This is a genomic window from Afipia carboxidovorans OM5 (assembly GCF_000218565.1).
Lineage (GTDB): Bacteria > Pseudomonadota > Alphaproteobacteria > Rhizobiales > Xanthobacteraceae > Afipia > Afipia carboxidovorans.
This window is the reverse complement of the sequence record NC_015684.1, coordinates 154,592-178,715: the sequence shown is the minus strand read 5'-3', so window position 1 is coordinate 178,715 and position 24,124 is coordinate 154,592. Positions and strand designations below refer to the sequence as shown.

At 62.6% G+C, this 24,124-nt stretch carries 23 protein-coding genes; 11 read left to right on the top strand and 12 right to left on the bottom strand.

Translation table 11 applies throughout. From position 1 onward, the window contains the following. The first annotated feature begins 15 nt into the window (after window positions 1–15). Together holA and OCA5_RS00820 are read left to right on the top strand one after the other, a co-directional pair. The gene (gene holA / locus OCA5_RS00825; RefSeq protein WP_012561542.1) at window positions 16–1,044 is read left to right on the top strand and encodes a DNA polymerase III subunit delta; all 1,029 of its coding nucleotides are present in this window, start codon (window positions 16–18) and stop codon (window positions 1,042–1,044) included. A 116-nt stretch (window positions 1,045–1,160) separates the two neighbouring features. Continuing rightward, complete coding sequence (locus tag OCA5_RS00820) at window positions 1,161–2,879, top strand: glycosyltransferase family 39 protein (RefSeq protein WP_013912724.1); 1,719 nt, start codon at window positions 1,161–1,163, stop codon at window positions 2,877–2,879. 61 nt (window positions 2,880–2,940) lie between these two features. On the opposite strand, the gene OCA5_RS00815 is transcribed toward OCA5_RS00820, so the two are convergent. The 5 genes from OCA5_RS00815 to mnmE form a co-directional block, all read right to left on the bottom strand. Further along, entirely contained in the window at window positions 2,941–3,831 is an 891-nt protein-coding gene (locus OCA5_RS00815) for a ParB/RepB/Spo0J family partition protein (RefSeq protein ID WP_012561544.1), read from the bottom strand. A gap of 194 nt (window positions 3,832–4,025) precedes the next feature. Continuing rightward, the gene (locus OCA5_RS00810) at window positions 4,026–4,877 is read right to left on the bottom strand and encodes a ParA family protein (protein WP_012561545.1); all 852 of its coding nucleotides are present in this window, start codon (window positions 4,875–4,877) and stop codon (window positions 4,026–4,028) included. Further along, window positions 4,874–5,563, bottom strand: coding sequence for a 16S rRNA (guanine(527)-N(7))-methyltransferase RsmG (rsmG, locus tag OCA5_RS00805; protein WP_012561546.1), 690 nt, complete (start codon window positions 5,561–5,563; stop codon window positions 4,874–4,876). The genes OCA5_RS00810 and rsmG overlap by 4 nt, the downstream gene beginning before the upstream one ends. Window positions 5,564–5,714: 151 nt before the next feature. Beyond that, window positions 5,715–7,589: a tRNA uridine-5-carboxymethylaminomethyl(34) synthesis enzyme MnmG gene (gene mnmG, locus OCA5_RS00800; protein WP_012561547.1), complete on the bottom strand. Its 1,875-nt coding sequence runs from the start codon at window positions 7,587–7,589 to the stop codon at window positions 5,715–5,717. A 150-nt stretch (window positions 7,590–7,739) separates the two neighbouring features. Beyond that, a complete protein-coding gene (gene mnmE / locus OCA5_RS00795) occupies window positions 7,740–9,068 on the bottom strand; it encodes a tRNA uridine-5-carboxymethylaminomethyl(34) synthesis GTPase MnmE (protein ID WP_012561549.1) in 1,329 nt (442 codons plus the stop codon). A 102-nt stretch (window positions 9,069–9,170) separates the two neighbouring features. On the opposite strand from mnmE, the gene OCA5_RS00790 reads away from it, so the two are divergent. Beyond that, window positions 9,171–11,225: a thioredoxin domain-containing protein gene (locus tag OCA5_RS00790; RefSeq protein WP_012561550.1), complete on the top strand. Its 2,055-nt coding sequence runs from the start codon at window positions 9,171–9,173 to the stop codon at window positions 11,223–11,225. 80 nt (window positions 11,226–11,305) lie between these two features. On the opposite strand, the gene OCA5_RS00785 is transcribed toward OCA5_RS00790, so the two are convergent. From OCA5_RS00785 to OCA5_RS00770, 4 genes are all read right to left on the bottom strand, one after another. Further along, window positions 11,306–12,184: an ABC transporter permease gene (locus OCA5_RS00785; protein WP_012561551.1), complete on the bottom strand. Its 879-nt coding sequence runs from the start codon at window positions 12,182–12,184 to the stop codon at window positions 11,306–11,308. After that, window positions 12,184–12,987 (bottom strand): ABC transporter ATP-binding protein, encoded by an 804-nt coding sequence (locus OCA5_RS00780; protein ID WP_042200923.1) that lies wholly within the window; start codon window positions 12,985–12,987, stop codon window positions 12,184–12,186. Before OCA5_RS00780 ends, OCA5_RS00785 begins: the two co-directional genes overlap by 1 nt. 7 nt (window positions 12,988–12,994) lie before the next feature. Further along, entirely contained in the window at window positions 12,995–13,861 is an 867-nt protein-coding gene (locus tag OCA5_RS00775; RefSeq protein WP_244396129.1) for an ABC transporter substrate-binding protein, read from the bottom strand. Between the two features lie 224 nt (window positions 13,862–14,085). Then, complete coding sequence (locus OCA5_RS00770) at window positions 14,086–15,162, bottom strand: tartrate dehydrogenase (protein ID WP_012561554.1); 1,077 nt, start codon at window positions 15,160–15,162, stop codon at window positions 14,086–14,088. A 91-nt stretch (window positions 15,163–15,253) separates the two neighbouring features. Between OCA5_RS00770 and OCA5_RS00765 the strand changes: the two genes are divergently transcribed. From OCA5_RS00765 to OCA5_RS00750, 4 genes are read left to right on the top strand one after another with little or no spacing between them, the layout of a single operon-like run. Continuing rightward, window positions 15,254–15,862 (top strand): cupin domain-containing protein, encoded by a 609-nt coding sequence (locus OCA5_RS00765; RefSeq protein ID WP_012561555.1) that lies wholly within the window; start codon window positions 15,254–15,256, stop codon window positions 15,860–15,862. Then, window positions 15,859–16,806 (top strand): 2-hydroxyacid dehydrogenase, encoded by a 948-nt coding sequence (locus OCA5_RS00760; protein WP_012561556.1) that lies wholly within the window; start codon window positions 15,859–15,861, stop codon window positions 16,804–16,806. The genes OCA5_RS00765 and OCA5_RS00760 overlap by 4 nt, the downstream gene beginning before the upstream one ends. A gap of 38 nt (window positions 16,807–16,844) precedes the next feature. Continuing rightward, window positions 16,845–17,495 (top strand): glutathione S-transferase, encoded by a 651-nt coding sequence (locus tag OCA5_RS00755; protein ID WP_012561557.1) that lies wholly within the window; start codon window positions 16,845–16,847, stop codon window positions 17,493–17,495. A 36-nt stretch (window positions 17,496–17,531) separates the two neighbouring features. Then, a complete protein-coding gene (locus OCA5_RS00750) occupies window positions 17,532–18,137 on the top strand; it encodes a helix-turn-helix domain-containing protein (protein WP_013912721.1) in 606 nt (201 codons plus the stop codon). A 75-nt stretch (window positions 18,138–18,212) separates the two neighbouring features. On the opposite strand, the gene rho is transcribed toward OCA5_RS00750, so the two are convergent. Both rho and hemJ read right to left on the bottom strand, forming a co-directional pair. Next, window positions 18,213–19,478, bottom strand: coding sequence for a transcription termination factor Rho (gene rho, locus OCA5_RS00745; protein WP_012561559.1), 1,266 nt, complete (start codon window positions 19,476–19,478; stop codon window positions 18,213–18,215). 276 nt (window positions 19,479–19,754) lie between these two features. Beyond that, the gene (hemJ, locus tag OCA5_RS00740) at window positions 19,755–20,177 is read right to left on the bottom strand and encodes a protoporphyrinogen oxidase HemJ (RefSeq protein ID WP_012561561.1); all 423 of its coding nucleotides are present in this window, start codon (window positions 20,175–20,177) and stop codon (window positions 19,755–19,757) included. A gap of 540 nt (window positions 20,178–20,717) precedes the next feature. Here hemJ and OCA5_RS00735 point away from each other — a divergent pair. The 4 genes from OCA5_RS00735 to dnaQ are packed head-to-tail and all read left to right on the top strand — an operon-like array spanning window position 20,718 to window position 23,507. Continuing rightward, complete coding sequence (locus OCA5_RS00735) at window positions 20,718–21,569, top strand: pyruvate, water dikinase regulatory protein (RefSeq protein WP_012561562.1); 852 nt, start codon at window positions 20,718–20,720, stop codon at window positions 21,567–21,569. Between the two features lie 7 nt (window positions 21,570–21,576). Next, window positions 21,577–22,185, top strand: a complete 609-nt coding sequence (locus OCA5_RS00730) for a Maf family protein (RefSeq protein WP_012561563.1) — start codon at window positions 21,577–21,579, stop codon at window positions 22,183–22,185. An 11-nt stretch (window positions 22,186–22,196) separates the two neighbouring features. Further along, window positions 22,197–22,796: a dephospho-CoA kinase gene (coaE, locus tag OCA5_RS00725; protein WP_012561564.1), complete on the top strand. Its 600-nt coding sequence runs from the start codon at window positions 22,197–22,199 to the stop codon at window positions 22,794–22,796. A gap of 18 nt (window positions 22,797–22,814) precedes the next feature. Further along, window positions 22,815–23,507 (top strand): DNA polymerase III subunit epsilon, encoded by a 693-nt coding sequence (gene dnaQ, locus OCA5_RS00720; protein ID WP_012561565.1) that lies wholly within the window; start codon window positions 22,815–22,817, stop codon window positions 23,505–23,507. A gap of 88 nt (window positions 23,508–23,595) precedes the next feature. Here dnaQ and secB read toward each other — a convergent pair whose 3' ends face one another. Continuing rightward, entirely contained in the window at window positions 23,596–24,081 is a 486-nt protein-coding gene (gene secB / locus OCA5_RS00715) for a protein-export chaperone SecB (RefSeq protein WP_012561566.1), read from the bottom strand. Window positions 24,082–24,124 lie beyond the last annotated feature (43 nt).

Below are 24,124 nucleotides of genomic sequence, written 5' to 3'. Positions count from 1 at the left end.
GCGACAGCGCCTGTTGTGACGGCACTCCGCGGCAAAGAGATCGACACCTTCCTCGCCCGGCCCGACCCCGCGCGCCCGGTGATCCTGCTCTACGGGCCTGATACGGGCCTCGTGCGTGAACGCGCCGACGCGCTGCTTTCTTCCGCCGTCGCGGACCCAAACGATCCGTTTTCGATGGTGAAGATGGATGGCGACGAGCTTGCCGGCGATCCGGCGCGCCTTGTCGACGAGGCGATGACGGTGCCGCTGTTCGGCGGCCGGCGGGCGATCCGCATCCGCGCCGGTTCGCGCAATTTCGCGAGCGCCATCGATACGCTTGCCGGGATGGCGCCGAAAGACTGCATGATCGTGATCGAGGCGGGGGAATTGCGTCCCGACGCGCCGTTGCGCAAGGCGTGCGAGCGCTCACGCAGCGCAGTCGCCATCGCCTGCTACACCGATACCGAGCGCGATCTGGCGCGCCTGATCGACGAGGAGTTGCGTGCGAACGGCACCACCATCGCCGCTGACGCGCGCGCCGCGCTGACCGGCCTTCTCGGTGGCGACCGCCAGGCCTCGCGCAACGAGATCCGCAAGCTCGCGCTCTACACCCATGGCGCAAAGGAAGTGACGCTGGCCGACGTCGCGGCCGTCGTCACCGATGCCTCGGCGCTCGCGCTCGATCCAATCATCGACGGCGCGTTCGCCGGGCGCGCGGCGGCGGTTGAGACGGCCTACGCCAAGGCGCTCGCGGCCGGCACCTATCCCGGCCAAATCATCGCCTCGGCCCAGCGCCATGCCGCACAACTCCACAAGGCCCGCCTCGCACTGGAAGAGGGCCGCAGCGAAATGGACGCGCTGGAAAGCGGCTTTCCGCGGCTGCACTTCTCCCGCCGCACCCATGTCGAGACCGCGCTCCGGGGCCTGTCCTCCGAGCGGCTGTTACGGATCATCTCCCTGCTGGCGGAGGCAGCGTTCGACATGCGCCGGCAGGCCGACCTCGCCGGCACCATCGGCGGCCGCGCGTTGATGTCGATCGCGGTCAACGCCCGGGCGCGCCGTTAACTTCCGCTGCTGCGCCGCGGAATCGAAAACCAATTGTCAGGTTCCCGGCGGCGTGATTGGCTGTCGCGCCGATTTTCAGTGCCGCCGGGGATTTCCTTGCCAGCCTGTGTGTGCCGATGACTCGTCCCGGGGGGGACGGGTCGCAGAGTGATGGTGCGTTATTGCGGCGGGCCAACCCGCCGAACGCCTCTGCATTTTTCCGGAGATTTTCCGAGCGCCTGCGCCGTGCGGACGGCTTCGACCTTGCGACGCTTGCCGTGTTTGCGGCACTGCTGGTTGTCATAGCGCTGACGTTTCGTGTTTACGCCGTCTCGAACGACGAATGGGTGCAGCACCATTACGGCGAACTGATCCTCAATTACTACAAAAGCGGCTTCACCGACCGCGCGCTGTTTCAGTTCGACAACCTCTACCTCTATGGCGGGCTGTTCGACATCACCGCGGTGGCGCTCAGTTCTATCGTGCCGCTCGAGGTCTATGACCTGCGCCATCTGATGACCGCGCTATGCGGTCTCGGCGGCATTGCCGCGGCGGCAGCGCTCGCGCGCCGGATCGCCGGGCCGCGCGCGGGATTTCTCGCAGCTCTTCTGCTTGCGACCTGTGCCGCGTGGTACGGCACCATGTTCAACCACACCAAGGATATCCCGCTCGCGGCAGCCATGACCGCGGCGAGCTATTTCCTGATCTGCGCCGCGCGCGGGCTGCCGCGCCCGCAATGGCGTCACATCTTCGGCTTCGGCCTGTTCACCGGACTCGCGCTCGGCATCAAGGTGCTCGGGCTTCTGCTTCCGGTCTATGCCGGTGTGGCCGTGGTGATGAGCCTGCCGCGGCCGCTCACGATCCGCGGCAGCGTGCGCCATATCACCACCGCCGCACTGCGATTCATGCCGGCGTTCGTGCTCGCCTATCTCATCATGATCGCCGCATGGCCATGGGCAGCGCTGGCGCCGCTCAACCCGCTGCGCGGCCTGTTTCAGTTCGCCGAGTTTCACTATCACATCACGACATGGCTTCATGGCCAGTCCTACGAGATGGCGAACGCGCCGCGGCTCTACGTGCCGATCTATCTCGCGATCCGCCTGCCGCTCCTGCTGCTCGGCGCCGCGATCTTCACTCTCGTTCTCATGATGCTGCCGCGTGCGATGGTCCGTGTGCTTCCCGCACACGCGCGGCAGGAGACCGCGCTGGTGATTTTGATGGTGCTGTTTCCGCTCGCCTGTCAGGTGATCGGGCACGGGCCGGCTTTCACCGGCATGCGGCACTTTTTGTTCGTGGTGCCGCCGATCGCCGCCCTTGCCGCGATCGGCCTCGACGCCGTGCTGGCCGCACTGGCGCGCGGGCACATCGCTCTCGCAGCAACCGCCTTCGCGCTGGTGCTCGGCAATGCGGGCTGGAACGCGCATCGCATGGTCGAACTGCACCCTTACGAATATCTCTACTACAATCAGCTCGTCGGCGGTTTGCACGGAGCGGACCGGCGCTACGTCATGGACTACTGGGTCGGCGTGATGCCCGCGTCGGTCGCCCAACTCGGACAATTTCTTGAGCGGACCGAGGGTGGCAAAAAAGTGGTGCCGCCGGTCTACAGTGTCGGCGTCTGCGGTGAGCGCAAATCCTTTGCGCGCGAACTGAAGGTGCAGGGTCTCATCCACCGTCTGCGCTGGACCGCCGACTGGAATCGCGCCGATTTCTTCATCGCACCGACGCACGGCAATTGCGACCGCGTGCTTGAAGGCCGGACCATCGCGGCCATTACGCGCGACGATACATTGATCGGTGTGGTGAAGGATCGTCGCCGTACCACGCGACCCGCGATCGTGGACGCAACGCCATAACGTCTAAAAGGCCCGCGAACCGGGCCTTTTATCTCACAGCATGTCGCGCGTTTTGCTTGTGTCAGCGACCGCTTTCGAGGCGGCGCAAAATCTCGTCGAGCTGGTCGAGATCGCGATAGGCGATCTGCACCGTGCCGCCAGGATCGCGGTGATCGACGCTGACCTTGAGGCCGAGCGCATCGCTGATGCGCTTCTCCAGCGCGAGCGTATCGGCATCCTTCTTGTCCGCACCGGAGGCTTTGCCGCGCGCCTTCGGCGTGCCGCGCGCAGGCACGCCCGCCTCATGCGACAATGCTTCGACCTGACGCACCGACAGCCCCTGCTCGACCGCCTGCTTCGCGGCAGCGGCCGGGTCCTTCGCATTGATCAGCGCACGGGCGTGACCGGCCGAGAGCTTGCCCTCGGCAATCAGCACCTGCACGCTCTCGGGCAATTTGGTGAGCCGCATGGTGTTGGCGACATGGCTGCGGCTCTTGCCGACGAGCTTGGCAATGTCATCGGCGCTGTGATTGTAGGAGGTTGCGAGTGCGTGATAGCCCTGCGCTTCTTCCATCGCGTTGAGGTCGGCGCGCTGCACGTTTTCGATGATCGCAATTTCGAGCGCGGCACTGTCCGTCACCTCGAGAGTGACGATCGGCACCTCATGCAGGCCTGCACGCTGCGAGGCGCGCCAGCGCCGCTCGCCGGCGATGATCTCGAAACGATCCGCGGCACCTTTCACCGCACGCACCACGATCGGCTGGATCACGCCGTGCTGCTTGATTGAGGCCGACAACTCGTCGAGCTCGGTATCGGCAAAGGTGCGGCGCGGATTGCGCGGGTTGGCTTTGAGGAATTCGATCGGCACCTTACGCGGCGTGCGGGCAGGGCGCTCGACATGCGCCGCCTCGCCACCGACATCGCCGATCAGGCTTGCCAGACCGCGACCCAATCGCGAACGCTCCTCGGCCATCGCAGCCTCCCTCGGACTCATTTGACTACTCCCCGTGTCGTCATCCGGACGATCCGCCCTTCGCGGATCGATCCGGAATCTCATGACGGCATCAACACACGTCCAGAACTTCAATTCGAGATTCCGGGTTCGCTCGCTCTGCTCGCACCCCGGAATGACGGTCTCATCGGCGGCGCAAGTAACGCCGCCTTTCTTCAATGCATCCGCAGCGCGCGCTCGCGCTGGATCACTTCGGTCGCAAGCCGCAGATACGCATCGCTGCCGACGCATTTGAGATCGTAGACCAGCACCGGCTTACCGTAGGACGGCGCTTCCGAAATACGCACGTTGCGCGGGATCATGGTGTCGTAGACCTTGTCGCCCATGAACTCGCGGACGTCGGCAACGACCTGGTTCGATAGGTTGTTGCGCGAGTCGAACATGGTGAGCACGATGCCGTGGATCGACAACGTCGGGTTCAGAGTCGAACGCACCTGTTCGACCGTCTGCAGCAATTGCGACAGACCCTCGAGCGCGAAGAATTCACACTGCAGCGGCACCAGAATCGCGTGCGAGGCCGCCATCGCGTTGACGGTGATGAGGTTGAGCGACGGCGGGCAATCCACCAGCACATAAGTGTAGTCGGCACCTTCCGGCGCATCGGTGTTGAGATCGGCAATCGCATCGCGCAGGCGGAAGGCGCGGTCGCGCGCGGTGCCGAGTTCGAGCTCGAGGCCGGAGAGATCCATGGTTGAGGCGGCGATGTGCAACCGCGGCACCGCGGTCGGCACGATGGCCTCGCGCAGCTTGGCCTCGCCGATCAGCACGTCATAGGTCGAGCAGTTGCGGTTGCGACGATCGATGCCGAGGCCGGTCGAGGCGTTACCCTGCGGATCAAGATCGACAATCAGCACGCGCTCGCCGATCGCAGCCAGCGCCGTGCCGAGATTGATCGCGGTCGTGGTCTTGCCGACGCCGCCCTTCTGGTTGGCCAACGCGATGATGCGCGGCTGCCCGGTCGCCCGTTCGGACGGGTGATCCTCAAAGATGCCGTCGATCCCGTTCATGCCCCATTCCCTCCAGCGGGCATCGCCATGCTGCACCGCACAATTTCTGTCACCTCGACCACGCAGCCGTCACCGCCGGTGCGGCTAGGGTGCAAGGCACGCTTAATTTTCCAATATTTAGTGGCTTCCGTCAATTCTCTCTCTACATCTTGGCCCTTGAGAAACACAGCCTTGGCGCCATTCCGTACCAACGGTTCCGCGAAGCCGAGCAATTGATGTAGCGGGGCCAGCGCCCGCGCGGTGACGCAATCGACCGGCGCGGCGCGACTATTCACGTAATCCCCGATATCCCTGTGATGAACCTCGCCCGCGCCGCCAGTGATTCGCAACGCCTCGCGCAGGAAGGCTGCCTTCTTGGCGTTGCGCTCGACCAGATCGACATGGGCGCCGGGACGATCGGCAAGCGCGCACGCAAGCACGATCCCCGGAAAGCCGCCGCCGCTGCCGAGATCGGCAAAGGTTTTCGCGCGAGATGCGAGATCGAGAAGTTGCAACGAATCAGCGACGTGCCGGGTCCACAACGTCGGCAATGTCGACGGCGCGACGAGATTCGTCACCGCCTGCCATTGCAGCAGCAGATCGACATAGGCCTCAAGCCGCCCGAGTGTTTCACGTGAAACAGGCGCGAGCGCTAATGCCGCGGCCTTATCAGCGGAAGACGGCTCTGGAAGCCTGGCCTTACTCACGTTCGTCTGCCTTGAGGAATCGGTCGCGCCCGATGCGCGCCATGCCGAAAACTAGCCGCCCTTCCCGATCCGGGCAATTGTCTGGGCGGTTTTGCGAGGAGTTTCGGCGCGTTGCACCGCTCCCCGCCGTTTCTCCTGACACTTACGTAGTTTAGCCCGCTTTGGCGTCAGACCGATGACGGGATCGCCGCCGCAGATATGCGGTGAGGATGCCGAGCGCGGCCGGGGTCATCGCCTCGATCCGTGCCGCCTGCCCGATGGTCCGCGGCTGCGCCTTTTGCAGCTTCTGCCGCGCCTCGTTGGAAAGTCCGGGCACATCGGCATAATCGACACCGCTCAGCACCAGCGCCTCGTCGCGGCGGAAAGCGCTGACGTCGGCGGCCTGACGCGCCAGGTAGACGTCATATTTCGCATCGATTTCAACATGTTCGGCGATATCCGGCGTAACCTCGGCAAGCTGCGGCCAGATCCGCGCTACATCCGCCCAGCCGATCTCCGGATAGGCCAGAAGCTCGAAAGCGCTGCGGCGTTGGCCATCGCGGTTGAGCGCCAAACCATGGCGAATGCCTTCGGTAGGCGTCAGCGACAGCGATTTCGCCGCCTCCTTGGCCGCATCCAGCGCCCGCATCTTCGCATCAAACTGCGCCTGCCGGGCAAAACCGACGACGCCGAGCGCGAGGCCGCGCCAGGTCAACCGCTGGTCGGCATTATCCGCCCGCAGCGTCAGGCGATATTCGGCCCGCGAGGTGAACATCCGATAGGGCTCGGTGACGCCACGCGAAGTGAGATCGTCGATCATCACCCCGAGATAGCCGTCGGCGCGGTCGAAGATCACGCCCTCTTTCCCGCCGGCCGTCCGCGCAGCGTTCAGCCCGGCAACGAGGCCCTGCGCCGCCGCCTCTTCATAGCCCGTGGTGCCATTGATCTGGCCCGCCAGAAACAATCCCGGCACCCGCCTGGTCTCCAGCGTCGGCTCAAGCTCGCGCGGATCAACATGGTCGTATTCGATGGCGTAGCCCGGGCGGATCATCCGCGTCCGTTCAAGCCCCGGAATTGTCGTCAGAATTGCCTTCTGAACCTCTTCCGGCAGCGAGGTCGAGATTCCGTTGGGATAGACCGTGGTGTCCTTAAGCCCCTCTGGCTCAAGGAAAATCTGGTGGCTGTCGCGGTCGCCGAAACGGACGATCTTGTCCTCGATCGAGGGGCAATAGCGCGGGCCGATGCTCTGGATCTGGCCGGAATAAAGCGGCGAGCGGTGCACATTCTCGCGGATCACGGCATGGGTCGCAGTCGTGGTGCGGGTGATGCCGCATTCGACCTGCGGGGTCGTGATTTCCTCTGTGAGGGTCGAAAACGGCTCGGCCGGATCGTCCCCGGGCTGCCGTTCGACCGCTGCCCAATCGATCGTGGTGCCGTCGAGCCGCGCCGGCGTACCGGTTTTCAGCCGCCCGAGCGTAAAACCGATCTGCTCGAACGACTTCGACAGACCCATGGCGGGCGCTTCGTTGATGCGGCCGGCCGGCCAGCTGGTCTCACCGAGATGGATGATTCCACGCAGAAACGTGCCGGTGGTGATAACCACCGCGCGACAGGAGAATTCCCGGCCATCGGCAAGCTTCAGGCCGGCGATCCGGTCATCCTTCAGCACCAGCGCATCGGCTTCCCCTTCGATGACGGACAGATGCGGGGTGGCACGAATTTCAGCTTGCATCGCAGCCGCATAGAGCGCGCGGTCGATCTGGGCGCGGGGCCCGCGAACAGCGGGACCCTTGCGGCGATTGAGAACCCGAAACTGAATACCGCCGGTGTCTGCCATCCGGCCCATCAAGCCGTCCAGCGCGTCGATTTCCCGGACCAGATGGCCCTTGCCGAGCCCGCCGATGGCCGGATTACACGACATCGCCCCGACGGTGGCGAAACGATGGGTCAGAAGCGCGGTTTCGGCGCCGAGGCGGGCGGAAGCCGCCGCCGCCTCACAGCCGGCATGACCGCCTCCGACCACAATAACATCGAATGTTTTACGCATGGGCGGCCTTTTATCGCGCTGATGCTGCGACGGAAAGACGTTTCGTCAGAAGCAATCGCCCAAACTGTTTCACGTGAAACAGAGATTTGCGGTTATCAGGCGGGAAGCTGCCCCCTGCCCCAAGGCGACTGTTTCACGTGAAACAACCGTTCATTTACCAATACAGAACTCTCGAAAGATCGAATCCAGAATCTCTTCAACGTCGACCCGCCCAAGGAGCCTTCCAACAGCATGAATCGCGATTCGAAGCTCCTCAGCGACGATTTCATCGCCCTGCCCGGCCCGATCCTCGGCCCGCTTCAACGCCGCAACGGTCTCGGTCAGCAACACGCGATGCCGGGCGCGGCTGACCAGTGCCGCCTCCCCGCCCCCGAAATAGTCCGACGCAAATCCGACAAGAGCCGCCACCAACTGGTCGACGCCCTCCCCGGTCACGGCCGAGATCGCAAATGCCGGATCGCTTCCGCCCGTTGACGCACCAACCTTCCCGGCAAGGTCGATCTTGTTGCGTACGCGCCAGAGCGGCACTTCGCCAGCGAGCGGCGTCGCGTTGCTTTCCGCCTCATCCAGCCACAGCACGAGATCCGCGGCCTCCGCCCGCGCCCGTGCCCGGCGCACGCCTTCCTGCTCGACCGGATCGCTCGCATCACGCAGCCCGGCAGTGTCGATCAGCGTCACCGGATAGCCATCGAGATCGAGATGCACTTCGATGATGTCGCGCGTGGTGCCGGCATGCGGCGAGACGATCGCAGCCTCACGTCGCGCAAGACGATTGAGGAGTGTCGACTTGCCTGCATTCGGTGGCCCTGCGATCGCAACCTGCAGGCCCTCGCGCAGGCGTTCACTTTGTGCCGATGCCGCAAGGGTTTCTTCGATTTCCGTTCTGAGAGAAGCAACGCGCGCAAGCGCCGGCGCCATCAACTCCGTCGAGACATCGCCCTCGTCGGAAAAATCGATACCCGCTTCAATCAGCGCCATCGCCTCGATGATCTGCGCGCGCCAACTCTCGGCGCGATGACCAAGCAGCCCCTGCAGATGACGCAGCGCCTGGCGCCGCTGGCGATCGGTGTCGGCATGAATGAGGTCATCGAGACCTTCGGCTTCCGTGAGGTCGAGCTTGCCGTTCTCGAATGCGCGGCGGGTGAATTCGCCGGGCTCGGCCGGGCGCAGGCCATCGATTTTTTCCAGAGCGGCGAACAGTGCCGCGATCACCGCGCGGCCGCCATGAAGCTGGAATTCGGCGACGTCTTCGCCGGTCGCGCTATGGGGCGCGGGAAACCACAACGCGACGGCTTGGTCGATCGGTCCGGTGCCCGGCGAGGTCAGCGTCACGAGCGTCGCAGTTCGGGGCTGGGGCAGGCGGCCGCACAACCGCTCCAGCACCTGAGGCACCTGCGGCCCGGAGACGCGCACAATCGCGATCGCCGCGGGCGGCCGGCCGGAGGCGAGTGCGTAAATGGTTGGTGGTTGCAACGGCATGGCTTATTTGTTCGACAGAGCAGGGCGGAGCAACCGAAAACCGCAAAATTCCCGGTTTCGTCGCTATGTTGCGACGCAACATATTGCAGAAGGAGCTGCGGCATGGACGATGCTGCACCGCACACAAATCGCCTGGCGGGCGAAACCAGCCCCTATCTTCTGCAACATCAGCACAATCCGGTCGACTGGTGGCCCTGGGGGACGGAGGCTCTGGCCGAAGCGCAAAAGACCGGCAAGCCGATCCTGCTGTCGGTCGGCTATGCCGCCTGCCACTGGTGCCATGTCATGGCGCACGAAAGTTTCGAGGACGCCGCCACCGCAGAGGTGATGAACGAGCTGTTCGTCTGCATCAAGGTGGATCGCGAGGAGCGGCCGGATATCGACCAGATCTATATGCGAGCGCTGCATCTGCTGGGTCAGCAGGGCGGCTGGCCGATGACGATGTTTCTGTCGCCCGACGGCGCGCCGATCTGGGGCGGCACTTATTTTCCCAACACACCGCAATATGGCCGCCCGTCCTTCGTCGGCATCATGCGCGAGTTCATCCGAATCTATCGTGACGAGCCCGACAAGATCGCCGCCAACAAAACAGCGATCGAGCGCAGCCTCGCCGAGCGAAGCCCGACCGACACCGCCTCGATCGGCCTCAACGAACTCGACAATGTCGCGGGCTCGATCGCGCGTTCAACCGATCCGGACAATGGCGGGCTGCGCGGCGCGCCGAAATTCCCGCAATGCTCGATGCTTGAATTTCTCTGGCGCGCGGGCGCCCGCACCGGAGACGATCGTTTCTTCATCACCACCAACCTCGCGCTGACGCGCATGAGCCAGGGGGGCATCTACGATCATCTCGGCGGCGGCTACGCGCGCTATACGGTCGATGATAAATGGCTGGTGCCGCATTTCGAGAAGATGCTCTACGACAATGCGCAGATCCTCGATCTGCTCGCGCTCGAACATGCGCGCGCACCGAACGCGCTCTATCATCAGCGCGCCGAGGAAACAGTCGGCTGGCTCAAGCGCGAAATGCTGACGAGGGAAGGCGGCTTCGCGTCATCGCTCGATGCCGACAGCGAAGGCGAGGAGGGGCGTTTCTACATCTGGTCGCAAAGCGAGATCGAGGAGCTGCTCGGTAAGGACGATGCGACGTTCTTCGCGGCGAAATATGGCGTCACCGCAGACGGCAATTTCGAGGGGCGCAACATCCTCAATCGCCTCGGTGATGATAGCGACACTGCAACGGAAGCCGAGCAGCTTGCGGCGATGCGCGCGATTTTGTTTCGCGCGCGGGAGAAGCGGGTGCGCCCCGGTCTCGACGACAAGGTGCTTGCTGACTGGAACGGCTTGACCATTGCTGCGCTGGTACACGCGGCCCAGGCCTTCGCTCGGCCGGACTGGCTGACGCTTGCCGCGACCGCGTTCGGATTCATCACGACCACGATGAGCCGCCATGGCCGGCTCGGTCATTCCTGGCGCGCGGGCAAGCTGCTGCAGCCCGCGCTCGCCTCCGACAATGCCGCGATGATCCGCGCGGCGCTCGCACTGCACGAGGCAACCGGCGACCATCTCTTCCTCGATCAGGCCGTGCTCTGGCAGGCCGACCTCGATACGCATTACGGCGATCCGCGCCATGGCGGATACTTCCTCACCTCCGATGATGCCGAGGGCCTGATCCTGCGCCCGCATTCGAGCGTCGACGACGCGACGCCGAACCACATTGGCCTCACCGCGCAAAACCTCGCGCGCCTTGCCGTGCTGACCGGCGATGATCGCTGGCGCAAGCAACTCGACACGCTGTTTTCACGCATGCTTGCCGTCGCTGGCGAAAACGTCTTCGGGCACCTTTCGCTTCTCAACGCACTCGACCTTTATCTCGCCGGCGCCGAGATCGTGGTGACGGGAGAGGGCGAGGAGGCCGAAGCACTGTTGAAGGCGGCGCGCGCGCTGCCGCACGCCACCACCATCGTTCTGCACGTACCCGATCCGGCAAAACTGCCGGCGCATCATCCCGCCAACGACAAGGTTGTGCCGGGCGGCGGCGCGGTCGCTTTCGTCTGCCGCGGCCAGACCTGTTCGCTGCCGGTCTCCGAGACGGATGCGTTGGCAGCCCTCGTTCGTCATGAGGACCCGGTGGCCTCAACCAACCGTCTGCAATAAACGCAACACGCGCTCACCCACAAAAAAAGCGGCGATGGTGAAAACCATCGCCGCATTATTTCAGGGTCGAGATTAAAGTTTCAGCGCTGCATACCCCAGCGCTCTACCGTGCGCATCTCGATTGCGCGGAAGACCAGATTTTCGACCAGAAGTCCAAGGCCGATCACCGCGAGCAGGCCCGCGAACACCGCCGGGATTTCGAGGTTGTTCTTGTTCTCGAAAATGAACCAGCCGAGGCCGCCGTCACCCGAACTCGCGCCGAACACGAGCTCCGCCGCGATCTCCGTACGCCAGCCGAATGCCCAGCCGATCTTGAGACCGGACAGGATGCTCGGAAACGCCGCGGGGATCAGGATTCGCGCGACATAGGGCAGGCCGCGCAACCCGTAATTCGCACCCACCATCCGCAGCGTCGTACTGACCGAGCGGAAGCCGCCGTGCATGTTGAGCGCAACCGGCCACAGCACCGAGTGGATCAACACGAACAGCAGGCTGCCAACGCCGAGCCCGAACCACAGCATCGCAAGCGGCAGCAGTGCGATAGCGGGCAACGGACTGAAGGCGGCGTTGAGCGTCTCCAGAATATCGGTGCCAATCCGGGTCGACACCGCCAGCACCGTCGTCGCAGTCGCGATGGCAACGCCCGCCGCGTAGCCCATCAGGAGAATGCGCAACGAATTCAGGAATTGCTCGACCAGCGTACCACGCGTCACCGAATCGACGAACGCGGATACCGTTGCCGTGAAGGTCGGGAATTGCAGGTCGTTGTCGGTCCACTTCCCGTAAAGCTGCCAACCGATAATCAGCAGCACGACCACAAAAATCTTGCGGACCACATTGCTGTCCACCACCCGTAACTGGAGCGGCAGCGGTTTCGAGACGAATTGCGACGGGTCGTTGGTTTGCGGGATATCGACCAGACGGTCGCCCCGTTCGTCGAAGCTCACAGTCTGACTCATCAATGCCCTCCCGTCGTTTCGGTGCCAGGAAACAGCAACTGGTGAATCCGCTCGACGAGCGGTCCGCCATCCGCATGAAAATCCTTCACGCCACGCAGCTCGGCACGTACCTGGCCCGGATGTGGCGACAGCACCAGAATCCGGTTGCCGAGAATAACGGCTTCCTGAATCGAGTGAGTCACGAACATCAGCGTGAAGTTGGTGCCGCCCCAGAGCTGCAGCAGCTCTTCCTGCATGCGACGACGCGTGAGCGCGTCGAGGGCCGCGAACGGCTCGTCCATCAGCAGGATGTCCGGCTCCATCGCCATGCCGCGCGCAATCGCGACGCGCTGCTTCATGCCACCCGACAACGTGTGCGGGTAGGCATTGGCGAACTCCTTGAGCCCGACCTTGACGATGTAGGCCATCGCGCGGTCTTTCGCCTCGGACGCTCGCAGCTTGCGCTTCACGATCATCGGGAACATGACGTTCTGCAGAACCGTCTTCCACGGCAGGAGTTGATCGAACTCCTGAAACACCATCATCCGGTCGGGGTTCGGCCGGCGGATGACTTCGCCGTGCAGGCGGATCTCGCCTTCGGTGGGCGCGAGATAGCCGCCGACGGCTTTGAGCAGGGTGGATTTCCCGCAGCCGGAGGGGCCGAGCAGAATGAACCGGTCCCCTCGGCGCACTTCGAAGCTCACGCGGTAGGTGGCACGCACCACGACACTGCGCGTTCCGTATTGCAGGGTCACCCCATCGACTGTCAGGAGTGACGCCTGCGGCGCCGGCGCCCCTACGGGCACCGGCGCAACCTCGGCCATCGACATATCAACTGCCCGCTTGGTCGTGGACGTTGGCGAACGCAAGCTCCTTCCAGGAGTTGGCCTTGACCTTGATGGTGCCGACCGAATGCATGAAGTCCACAAACGGCAGCAGCTTCTGCGGATTGATGCCGAAGGAGAACTGCGGATCGTTGAGCTGGCGCATCACCGATTCCATGCTCTCCTTGGTTCGCGTCTTGGCGATGTAGAGCGCCGCCGCCTCCTGACGGTGGGCATTGATCCAGGCAGTCGATTGCTCGAGCGCCTTGGCGACCGCGGCAAACGCTTCCGGATTCTTCTCGGCATAGCGCGTCGATGTCGTGAAGAAGCTCGATGACACCGGGCCGCCGAGAATGGAGAAGTTGTCCAGCACCTTGTGCATCTCGGGCTTGTCGAGCTCCTGATACTGGAACGGCGGACTGCCGAAATGCGCCGTGATCTGCGACTGGCCCGACAGCAGCGCGATCATCGCATCGGGATGCGTCATCGACACTGTGAGGCGGTCGAGCTTGGAGAAATTCTCCGGCCCATATTCCTTGACGCAGGCCATCTGCAGACAAACCGCCTGCAGCGACGACTTGATGCTCGGCAACGCGATGCGATCGGATTCGGTGAAGTCGTTGATGGTCTTCACGGCCGGATTGCGGGTGATGAGCATGTAGGGCATCGCGCTCAACGCGCCGAGCGTCTTGAACCCGAGCCCGTTGATGGTGCGGGCCCACAACTGCGCCGTGCCGGGAGGGCCGACGGTGCCGAACTGGGCGGAGTTCGACAACAGCGCGTCCGTCACCTGGGCGGGGCCTGTCAGCACCGCGAAGTCGACCTGAACCGCTTTGCCCTTGACGTTGTTTTCGACGTACTTCTGTTCCTGCATCACCATCATCGGCAGGTATTGCAGCCCGTACTGATAGGCGATGGTGATTTTTTCATCAGCACGCGCTCGGCCAGAGGCAAGCGCAAGACCAACCGCACCGATCCCGGTGACAACCTGCCGTCGTGACGGCAGGGCTTTTTTTCGGCGAGAAGATAGATTGAACGCAGATCGATCTGTCGTAACTTCATCCTCCCTTGAGATTTTATGGTTTGGTCGATCGGCCCCTATTCGTTGGAGCTTCGTATCGCTTCGCAGACAGCGTCGGTGACCTTGGCGGTTGAAGCGTTGCCACCAAGATCGGGGGTATGGTTGGCCGGATCACGGGTGATCAATTCCACCGCGGTCATCAGCCGTTTCGCAGCCGCATGCTCGCCGAGATGGTCGAGCATCATCGCGCCGGTCCAGAACGTCGCGACCGGGTTGGCGATGCCTTTGCCGGTGATATCGAAGGCGGAGCCGTGGATCGGCTCGAACATCGAGGGGAAGCGGCCTTCCGGATCAATATTGCCGGTCGGGCCGACACCAAGGCTGCCGGCGAGCGCCGCTGCGAGATCCGAAAGAATGTCGGCGTGCAAATTCGTGGCGACGATGGTGTCGAGGCTTGCCGGATTGAGCACCATCCGCTGCGTCATCGCATCGACCAGCATCTTGTCGACGGTGACGTCGGGAAATTCGCGCCCGACTTCGGCGGCGATCTCGTCCCACATCACCATGCCGTGACGCTGGGCATTCGACTTGGTGACGATCGTCAGCAGCTTGCGAGGCCGCGAGGCCGCGAGCTTATGGGCGAAGCGCATGATCCGCGTCACGCCGGTGCGGGTGAACACCGCCGTCTCGGTGCCGACCTCTTCGGGAAAGCCACGATGGGCGCGGCCGCCATGGCCCGCATATTCGCCTTCGCTGTTTTCGCGAACGATCACCCAATCGAGCTCGGGGCCGTTCACATGACGCAGCGGGCTCGTCAGCCCCGGCAGCACGCGGGTGGGGCGGACGTTGGCGTATTGATCGAATCCCTGGCAGATCGGAAGGCGCAGGCCCCACAGTGTGATGCTGTCCGGAATGACCGGATCACCGACGGCGCCGAAATAGATCGCATCGAATTTTTTCAGGCGCTCGAGACCATCGGCGTCCATCATGCGTCCATGCGCACGATAATAATCCGAGCCCCAGGGAAAATGCTCGAATGTCATCGCGAAATCCCCGCAGCGGGCCTGCAGGGCTTCCATGGCTTTCAATCCGGCCGCGATAACCTCTTTGCCAATACCGTCGGCTGGAATGACAGCAATCTTATGTGTGCGCACGAACGAGTCCTTTCTGAAACGTCGTTGACATCATGACATAGTGTGTCCTATACACAATCGTCGTGTCAAACAGATTTATCAGGAGCCTCCGATGGATCAAAAAACGCCAGGCAAACTTGACCAGGCTGAACCACAGGCCGGCAGCATTCTTGCCTACAAGGACTTTATCGAGAGTGCAAAGCGCCCGCTTCTGAAGCCCGCGGTATGGAAATTCGACAGAAGCCTCGAAGCACTCCATGCGAGCGATCGCGACTTCAAGCGCCGCATCATCGCGCTCGCGCACCCCGATCTCGCTGAAGAAAGCTCGGCCGCACAGGACCTCGCGATCGTGATGCAGTTGATGAAGCCCGGCGAGCGCAGCCAGCTTCACCGCCACTCGCCGTGGGCGCTGCACTTCGCGCTGGCCGGTCAGGGCTACACCACCATCGAAGGTGTGCGTTACGACTGGAGCGTCGGCGACATCGTGTTCACACCGGCATGGGCCTACCACGAGCACGTCAACACCTCGGATACCGAGGACGCGATCCTCTACTCGCTGCAGAACATGCCGATGCTTGCGCACCTCAACTCGTTGTTCCGCGAGGAGCCGGCGGGCGAGCCGATGAAACACGTTCTCCGTCATCGTCCGGGCGATCCCGGCTCCTACACACCGCCGCCGCGCGAGGCAGAAGAGCAGGGCAAGTCAAGCTGGCGCGCATGACCGAGAAACCTGAAATTTTCGCACGGGGTCGCTTTCCCGACCCGACCGAAGAATTGCTTGAACAGCACTTCAACGTGCACTGGGAGCGCCGGGCGGACGATCGCGCCCGGATGCTTGCCGACATCGGTCCGCGGATTCGGGCAATCGCCACCACAAGCGCGCAGCGCACCGGTGGCGATCTGCTCGACTATTTTCCCAATCTCGAAATCCTGTCGACGTTCTCGGTCGGTTACGAGCACGTCGATATTCCGGCCGCACGCTCGCGCAAGATCCTCGTCACCAACACGCCCGACGTGTTGAACGAATGCGTGGCGGACTTCGCAATCGGGCAGACCATCATGCTGCTGCGGCGCATGGGGGAGGGCGAGCGCTATCTCCGTGCGGGACAGTGGCCGAAAGGCGCATTCCCGCTCGGCGCCCATCTCGGCGGCCGCACGCTCGGTCTCTACGGGCTGGGCGGAATCGGCAGCCGGATCGCCACCCGCGCCACCGCGTTCGGCATGAAGATCGCCTATCACGGCCGCCGGCGGCGTCCCGAATATCCCGACTATGCCTATCACGACACGCTGGTCGGGCTCGCAAAGGCCTGCGACGTGCTGATCGCGGTGCTGCACCCCAGTCCCGAGACCATCGGCTCGATCAACGCCGAAGTGTTGGAAGCGCTGGGCCCGAAAGGCTACCTCATCAATGTCGCGCGCGCTTCGATCGTCGACCGCGATGCGCTGCTGCACGCCTTGCAGAACAAGACCATCGCCGGTGCCGCCATCGACGTGTTCTGGAACGAGCCGAACGCCGATACCGCGTTCTTCGATCTCGAACGCGTGGTGCTCACCCCGCATCAGGGCGGCGCATCGGTCGAAACCCGGGCCGCGATGGGCCGTCTCATGGTCGACAACCTGCTCGGCCATTTCTCAGGACAAGGTGTGCTGACGCCGGTGTCCTGAGATCCCCGATTGTCCGATCATCCCAAGGAGGCCGGCCCATGCGCCTGCACTGCACGATCACCTCGGCCTATGCCCGCAAAGTCTGGGTCGTGGCTCATGAAACCGGCCTCCTCGACAAGATCGAGCGGCTGCCGACCAACCCACATTTCGACGAATATCTGCGGGACGACAATCCGCTGTGCCGGGTGCCGACGCTGCTTCTCGATAATGGCGAGGCGCTGTTCGACAGCCCGGTGATCTGCGAATACCTCGACAGCCTGCATAACGGCCGCAAGCTGTTCCCGGCCGAGCCCGAGAAGCGCTGGCCGGCGCTGCGGCTGCAGGCCTTGGGCGACGGCATGCTGGACGCCAACGTCTCCCGGCGCTGTGAAATCATTCGTCCGGCCAACGAGCAGTCGCCGATGTGGATCGCCCGGCAGATCAAGGGCGTCGAGGCGTCCTGCGCCTGGCTGGAGGCTCGCCTGGACCAGCTCTCCGGACCCGTTACCATCGGCCATATTGCTATCGGCTGCGCGCTTGGCTATTTTGATATTCGTTTCCCTGATGATCCGTGGCGTGCTCAGTTCCCTGGTCTTGCCGCATGGCATGCCTCATTTGAGGAGCGCCCTTCGATGCAGGCCACACGGTACTCCGTGTTGAAGGCGACACTGCCTGCACACCTGATCAAAGAGGGCCCGAATCACCACTGATGCGATTCGCTCGGTCGCTTTGCTACGGCTGTTTTGATGAAGATTACGCTTCCACCGGCTAACGGAGTTCCCACCGCCCTGACTGCTGTAAGCTCTAGCCTCGGCGAACGGATTCGCTTTGCCCGCCAGCAGCGCGGCATGAGCCTTGAACAGCTCGCCACGGCGACAGGTCTCACCAAAAGCTATCTTTCCAAGGTCGAGCGCCAGCTCGCGGTGCCCTCGATCACGACGGCGCTAAAAGTCTCGCGCGTGTTCGGCCAGACCGTCGGCCAATTGCTGGGCGAAAGCCTCGATGAGTCCTCGCTCTGCATCGTGCGCAAGAACGAACGCCACCGGTTCCTGAAGAACGATACCCACAACGGCTATAACATCGAGGCCATCGCCTCGAGCCTGCCGCACAAGCGGATGGAACCGTTCGTAATGCGGCCGCCGCACAAGTTTCACAGTGACCGGCGTTTCACCCATGCCGGCGAAGAACTGATCTTCGTTCTCTCGGGACAGATCGAGATCGAGTTCATCGATCGCACGGTCCTGCTCGAAGCAGGCGACGCGCTCTACTTCAATTCTCACAACCCGCACCGCTCTCGCTCGATCGGCGAGACACGGGCCGAAGCGCTGGTGGTGGTACTAAACCAGCCCTGAACTTGCGACAATCTTTCAAACAAAAAGCCCGGCTGTTTCGCCGGGCTTTTTTCTTGGTGCAAGAATTTGGGCTGCTTACGTGTTCATCGAATCGAAGAACTCGGCGTTGTTCTTGGTCGATCGCAGCTTGTCGAGCAGGAATTCGATGGCGTCCATGGTGCCCATCGGATTGAGAATACGCCGCAGCACGTACATCTTCTTAAGCGTCTGCGGATCGGTGATGAGTTCTTCCTTGCGCGTGCCGGAGCGGGCGATATCAATCGCAGGGAAGATGCGCTTGTCAGAGACCTTGCGGTCGAGAATGAGTTCGGAGTTGCCGGTGCCCTTGAACTCTTCGAAAATCACTTCGTCCATGCGGCTGCCGGTATCGACCAGCGCAGTCGCAATGATCGTCAGCGAACCGCCTTCCTCGATGTTACGCGCGGCACCAAAGAAGCGCTTCGGCCGCTGCAGCGCGTTGGCATCGACACCACCGGTCAGCACCTTGCCGGATGACGGCACCACCGTGTTGTAGGCACGGCCAAGACGGGTGATGGAATCGAGCAGGATCACCACGTCGCGGCCATGTTCGACAAGGCGCTTGGCCTTTTCGATCACCATTTCCGCAACCTGAACGTGACGCACGGCAGGCTCATCGAACGTTGACGACACCACCTCGCCCTTCACCGAGCGCTGCATGTCGGTGACTTCCTCCGGGCGCTCGTCGATCAGCAGAACGATCAGATAGCATTCCGGGTGATTGGTGGTGATGGCGTGGGCGATGTTTTGCATCAGCACGGTCTTGCCGGTGCGCGGCGGTGCGACGATCAGCGCACGCTGGCCCTTGCCGATTGGCGCGACAATATCGATCACCCGCGGCGACAAATCCTTGCGGGTCGGATCGTTGAGCTCGAGCTTGAAGCGCTCGTCCGGAAACAGCGGCGTCAGATTGTCGAAATTGACCTTGTGCTTCGACTTTTCCGGGTCCTCGAAATTCAGCGTATTGACCTTGAGCAGCGCGAAATAGCGCTCGCCTTCCTTCGGGCTGCGAATCTGGCCCTCGATGGTGTCGCCGGTGCGCAGGCCGAAGCGGCGGATCTGCGAAGGCGAGACGTAGATGTCGTCAGGGCCGGGCAGGTAGTTCGCATCGGATGAGCGCAGGAAGCCGAAGCCATCCGGCAGGATTTCAACGACGCCTTCACCGATAATGTCGGTTTCCTGGCTCGCGAGCAGCTTGAGGATCGCAAACATCAACTCCTGCTTGCGCATGGTGCTCGCGTTTTCGACCCCAAGTTCTTCCGCGAACGAGACAAGCTCGGCCGGCGTCTTGGCCTTGAGGTCCTGAAGTTTCATTTCCCGCATGGGAGTATCCTGAGAGGTGAGAAAAAGAGGGATTTCGCCTGCGATGCGAAAAGGGGTCTGGGTTGGCGCAGAGCCTGAGTGTCTCGGCGAGGGTCTTGGCTGAGATTAAGGTGCCGGGCGGCCTCGAGCTCGATATGACGACCGGCGAAAACCGGGACGCTCACATCCGCCTGCGTTCGGAAGGATGAGGGGAATATAGAAAATCACCCTTTGTCGCGCAAGATCATCCTTCAGCGACCTTCAGGGCAAGATGACGGCGAAAGCGCGGAAAAACCATTAAAACGGCTTCACCACCACGAGAATGACGATGCCGATCATCAGGACGGCGGGAGCTTCATTCAAAATCCGGTAGTATTTCTCGCTGCGCGTGTTCCGATCCTGGCGGAATTCCTTGACGCGGCGCACCAGCATGCCGTGGATCGCCGACATCACGATCACCAGGGCAAACTTGGCGTGAAACCAGCCCGACAGATACCAACCGCCGTCCCAGACCAGCCATCCTCCGGCAAGCCACGTCACGATCATCGCAGGATTGATGATGATCTTCAGAAGCCGCCATTCCATGATCTTGAAGGTCTCGGACTGCTTCGAGCCGGGCTCCGCCACGCAGTGGTAAACCATCAGCCGCGGCAGATAGAGCATCCCCGCCATCCAGGAAATCACAGCAAGGATGTGCAGGGCCTTGATCCACTCGTACATCGGCACGGCTTTCGTCAGGAAGGGTGGCCCCTGATATCGTCAAACCCGCAGCCTCTGCAACCAGCCTTCGGTAAGGAAGGAACGGTCCTCCTGCCAGGCCGTTAAGGGATTGTCCGTCTCGACGTGGCTTGTCCGTATCCCGACCTTCCCTTTTCCAATCTTTTAGATTCTTAAGGTTTGAGTCTGCGTAACAGTGGATAGTGGCGGCCCAACACAATCCTGAACCTGCCCGGCGCTTTTCAACATCGCGCGGGATTGTCCCCACTCCCAGCGACAATCTGTTCTCACCAAAAACAGCTTGAACACCAGTATCTTACCGTTGGCTCCCGGCTCCATTGTGCGAGACAAATCCACATAACCCCGCTACACTTTCAGCAGGCCGATCGGTTGCATCCCGCAAACAGCGATGTGAACAATTGATCGGGTTTTACGCTCGCCTTCCGGCCGAGGCGCTGACAGCGCTTTCTGCCCACATGGACTCACAGTAATGCACAGACCGGGACTCGTGACGGCACCGGGTCCGGTGAGGACCTGATCACAATGGCCGGAACGAACAAAAGCTACTTCCACCTGCACATGATCTCGGACTCGACAGGAGAGACGCTGATCATGGTCGCACGCGCGGTCGCAGCCCAGTATGCGAACGTGACGCCGGTGGAGCATGTCTATCCGCTGGTACGCAGCCAGAAGCAGCTCGACCGCGTGCTGGCCGAAATCGAGGAAGCACCGGGCATCGTCCTGTTCACGCTTCTCGAGAAGGATCTCGTCGAGCGGGTCGAGGCGACTTGCAAGGACATGAACATCCCGAGCCTGTCGATCATCGGCCCGGTAATGGAATTGTTCCGCGCCTATCTCGGCCGAGAGACCTCGCCGCGGGTCGGCGCCCAGCACACGCTCAACGCTGAATATTTCAACCGCATCGACGCGCTGAACTACACAATGATGCATGACGACGGCCAGCATGTCGAAGGGCTGGAAGAAGCCGACGTCGTGCTGGTCGGCGTGTCGCGCACCTCGAAGACACCAACCTCGATCTATCTCGCCAACCGCGGCATCCGCACCGCCAACGTGCCGCTGGTGCCGGGCATTCCGATCCCCCCGCAACTTGAGACGTTGAAAAAGCCGCTGGTGGTCAGCCTTCACGCGACGCCGGAACGGCTGGTGCAGGTGCGGCAGAATAGGCTCCTCGGTATCGGCGCCGGTGCACCACTGCCCGGTCGGGGCGAGGATTCCTACATCGACAGCCGCTCGGTCGCGGAAGAAGTGGCGTTTGCCCGCAAGCTCAGCGCCAAATATGACTGGCCGCTTCTCGATGTCACCCGCCGTTCCATCGAAGAAACCGCGGCCGCCGTGATGAAGCTCTATGCCGACCGCCAGCGGCAGCACGGATAGCCGGCCGATGGCAACACGCGCCGCTGCCCGGCTCATTCTCGCTTCGCAAAGCGCCTCCCGTCAGATGCTGCTGCGTCGCGCGGGCGTGACGTTTGAGGCGCTGCCTGCCGATCTCGATGAGCGTGCGATCGAGCAATCTTCATCCCTTGTCGAGGCGTCGCAGATTGCCGCGCTGCTTGCGCGCGAGAAAGCCAAGCATGTCGGCCGCGCGCACCCCGAGGCCTATGTGATTGGCGCCGACCAAACGCTCGGTCTCGGCTCCAAGATTTTTGCCAAGGCAGAAAGCCGCGCCGAGGCGCGGTCGCAGTTGAAATCCATGTGCGGGCAGACGCATGAACTGCATTCCGCCGTCGCGGTGGTGAGGGGCGAGAGCATTCTGTTCGAGACGCTTTCCAGCGCACGCATGACGGTGCGCCCTCTGACGGAGGCCCAGATCGACGCCTATCTCGATCTCGTTGGCGATGCGGTGATGGCGAGCGTCGGCGGCTATCAGTTGGAAGGCGCGGGCGTACATCTCTTCGAGAAGATCGAGGGCGATTACTTCACCATCCTCGGCCTGCCGTTGCTGCCGCTCCTCGGCTTCCTGCGCGGGCACGGCCTCGCGCCGCTGGCCTGAGAGGCTTGGCGATGTTCGTTCTCGGATTGACCGGATCGATAGGGATGGGAAAATCCACCACGGCACAGCTTTTCGCCGAGTGCGGCGTGCCGGTCTACGATGCGGACGCAACGGTGCATCGCCTCTATGCATCTGAGGCGGTTGAGGCGATCGAGCAGGCGTTTCCCGGATCGACGGGCGAGCAGGGTGTCGATCGCACCAAACTCTCGGCACAAGTCGTCGGTAATAGGCAAGCGATGCGGCAGCTCGAATCCATCGTGCACCCGATGCTGCGCGCGCATGAGACGGAGTTTCTGAACGCAGCCGAGAAAAGCGGCGCGCCTGTTGCCGTGCTCGATATCCCGCTTCTGTTCGAGACCGGCGCAGACAGCCGTGTCGATGCCGTTGTCGTGGTGAGCGCACCGCATAGCGTGCAGCGCGAACGAATTCTCGCGCGGCCCGGCATGACGGCTGACAAGCTGGAAGCGATCATCGCGCGGCAGATGCCGGATGCCGATAAACGGGCGCGTGCGGATTTTGTGGTGGATACGTCGGCGGGGCTCGATTCGGCCCGCGAACAAATCCGCCATGTGCTTGCGAAAGTGGCTACGATGCCGCGTCGCCGCTCTTGATTCCGGGGAACTTCACCGATGCGCGAAATTGTTCTCGACACCGAAACCACCGGCCTCGATGCGCTGCGTGGCGATCGTCTGGTCGAGATCGGCTGCGTCGAGATGTTCAATCACATGCCGACCGGGCAGACCTATCACGTCTACATCAACCCGGAACGCGACATGCCGCAGGAAGCCTTTGCGGTGCACGGCCTGTCGACTGAATTTCTCGCCGATAAGCCGCTGTTCGCCGCGGTGGCCGACGAGTTCCTCGAGTTTATCGGCGACGCGCCGCTCATCATTCACAACGCCTCGTTCGATATCGGCTTCATCAACATGGAGCTCGACCGTCTGAAGCGTGCAGCGATTCCGTGCGAACGCCTTGTCGATACGCTGTTGCTCGCACGCCGCAAGCATCCGGGCGTCTCCAACCGGCTTGATGATCTGTGCTCGCGTTATGCGATCGACAATTCGCGGCGCACCAAGCACGGCGCATTGCTCGACGCCGAGCTGCTGGCCGAGGTCTATATCGATCTGATCGGCGCACGGCAGTCCTCGCTCATCCTGGCGGAGACGGAGCGCACGCAGATTCACGTTGTCGAGGTGACGCGCCGCGTGCGCGAAGTGCCGCTGGCGTCGCGCATCACCGTGGAGGAGCGCGAGGCGCATCGCGCGTTTGTCGCAACGCTCGGCGACCATCCGCTCTGGGCGGAATTCAAGGACGCGGACTAAAGACGGCAAAAGAGCGGCAACACCGGCGTGCTGCCGCTCGATATATTCTCGTAACAGGTTCGATGATCTTGCGCGGTCAGCCGATCGCTTAGTTCGGCTTGGACTGCTGCTGCTGTTCGGCCTGCCGCGCCATGTTCTGGCGATAGAGGCCGACGAAGTCGACCGGGTCGAGCATCAGAGGCGGGAAGCCGCCGTTGCGGGTCGCGGAAGCGACAATTTCACGCGCGAACGGGAACAAAAGCCGGGGGCATTCGATCATCACAAATGGATGCAGGCTGTCCTGCGGGACATTCTCGATGCGGAACACGCCGGCATAGGCAAGCTCGAGCGCGAACAGCACCTTGTCTTCGGCCATCGCCTTGCCTTCGATGGCGAGCATGACTTCAAAGTCGGTGCCGCCGAGATTGGTGGCGCCGACATTGATCTGGATCGTGATGTCGGGCTGCTTGCCTTGCTGCGACAATGAGGCGGGGGCGTTGGGATTCTCGAAGGAGAGATCCTTGATATATTGGGTCAGGATGCCGAGCTGCGGAGGAGCGGCGGCCTCGGCCGACGCGGCGGTGGTGTCAGTCATCAATCTCTCCTGCAATCTCGTTCCGGGAAACCCGTACGGGCGC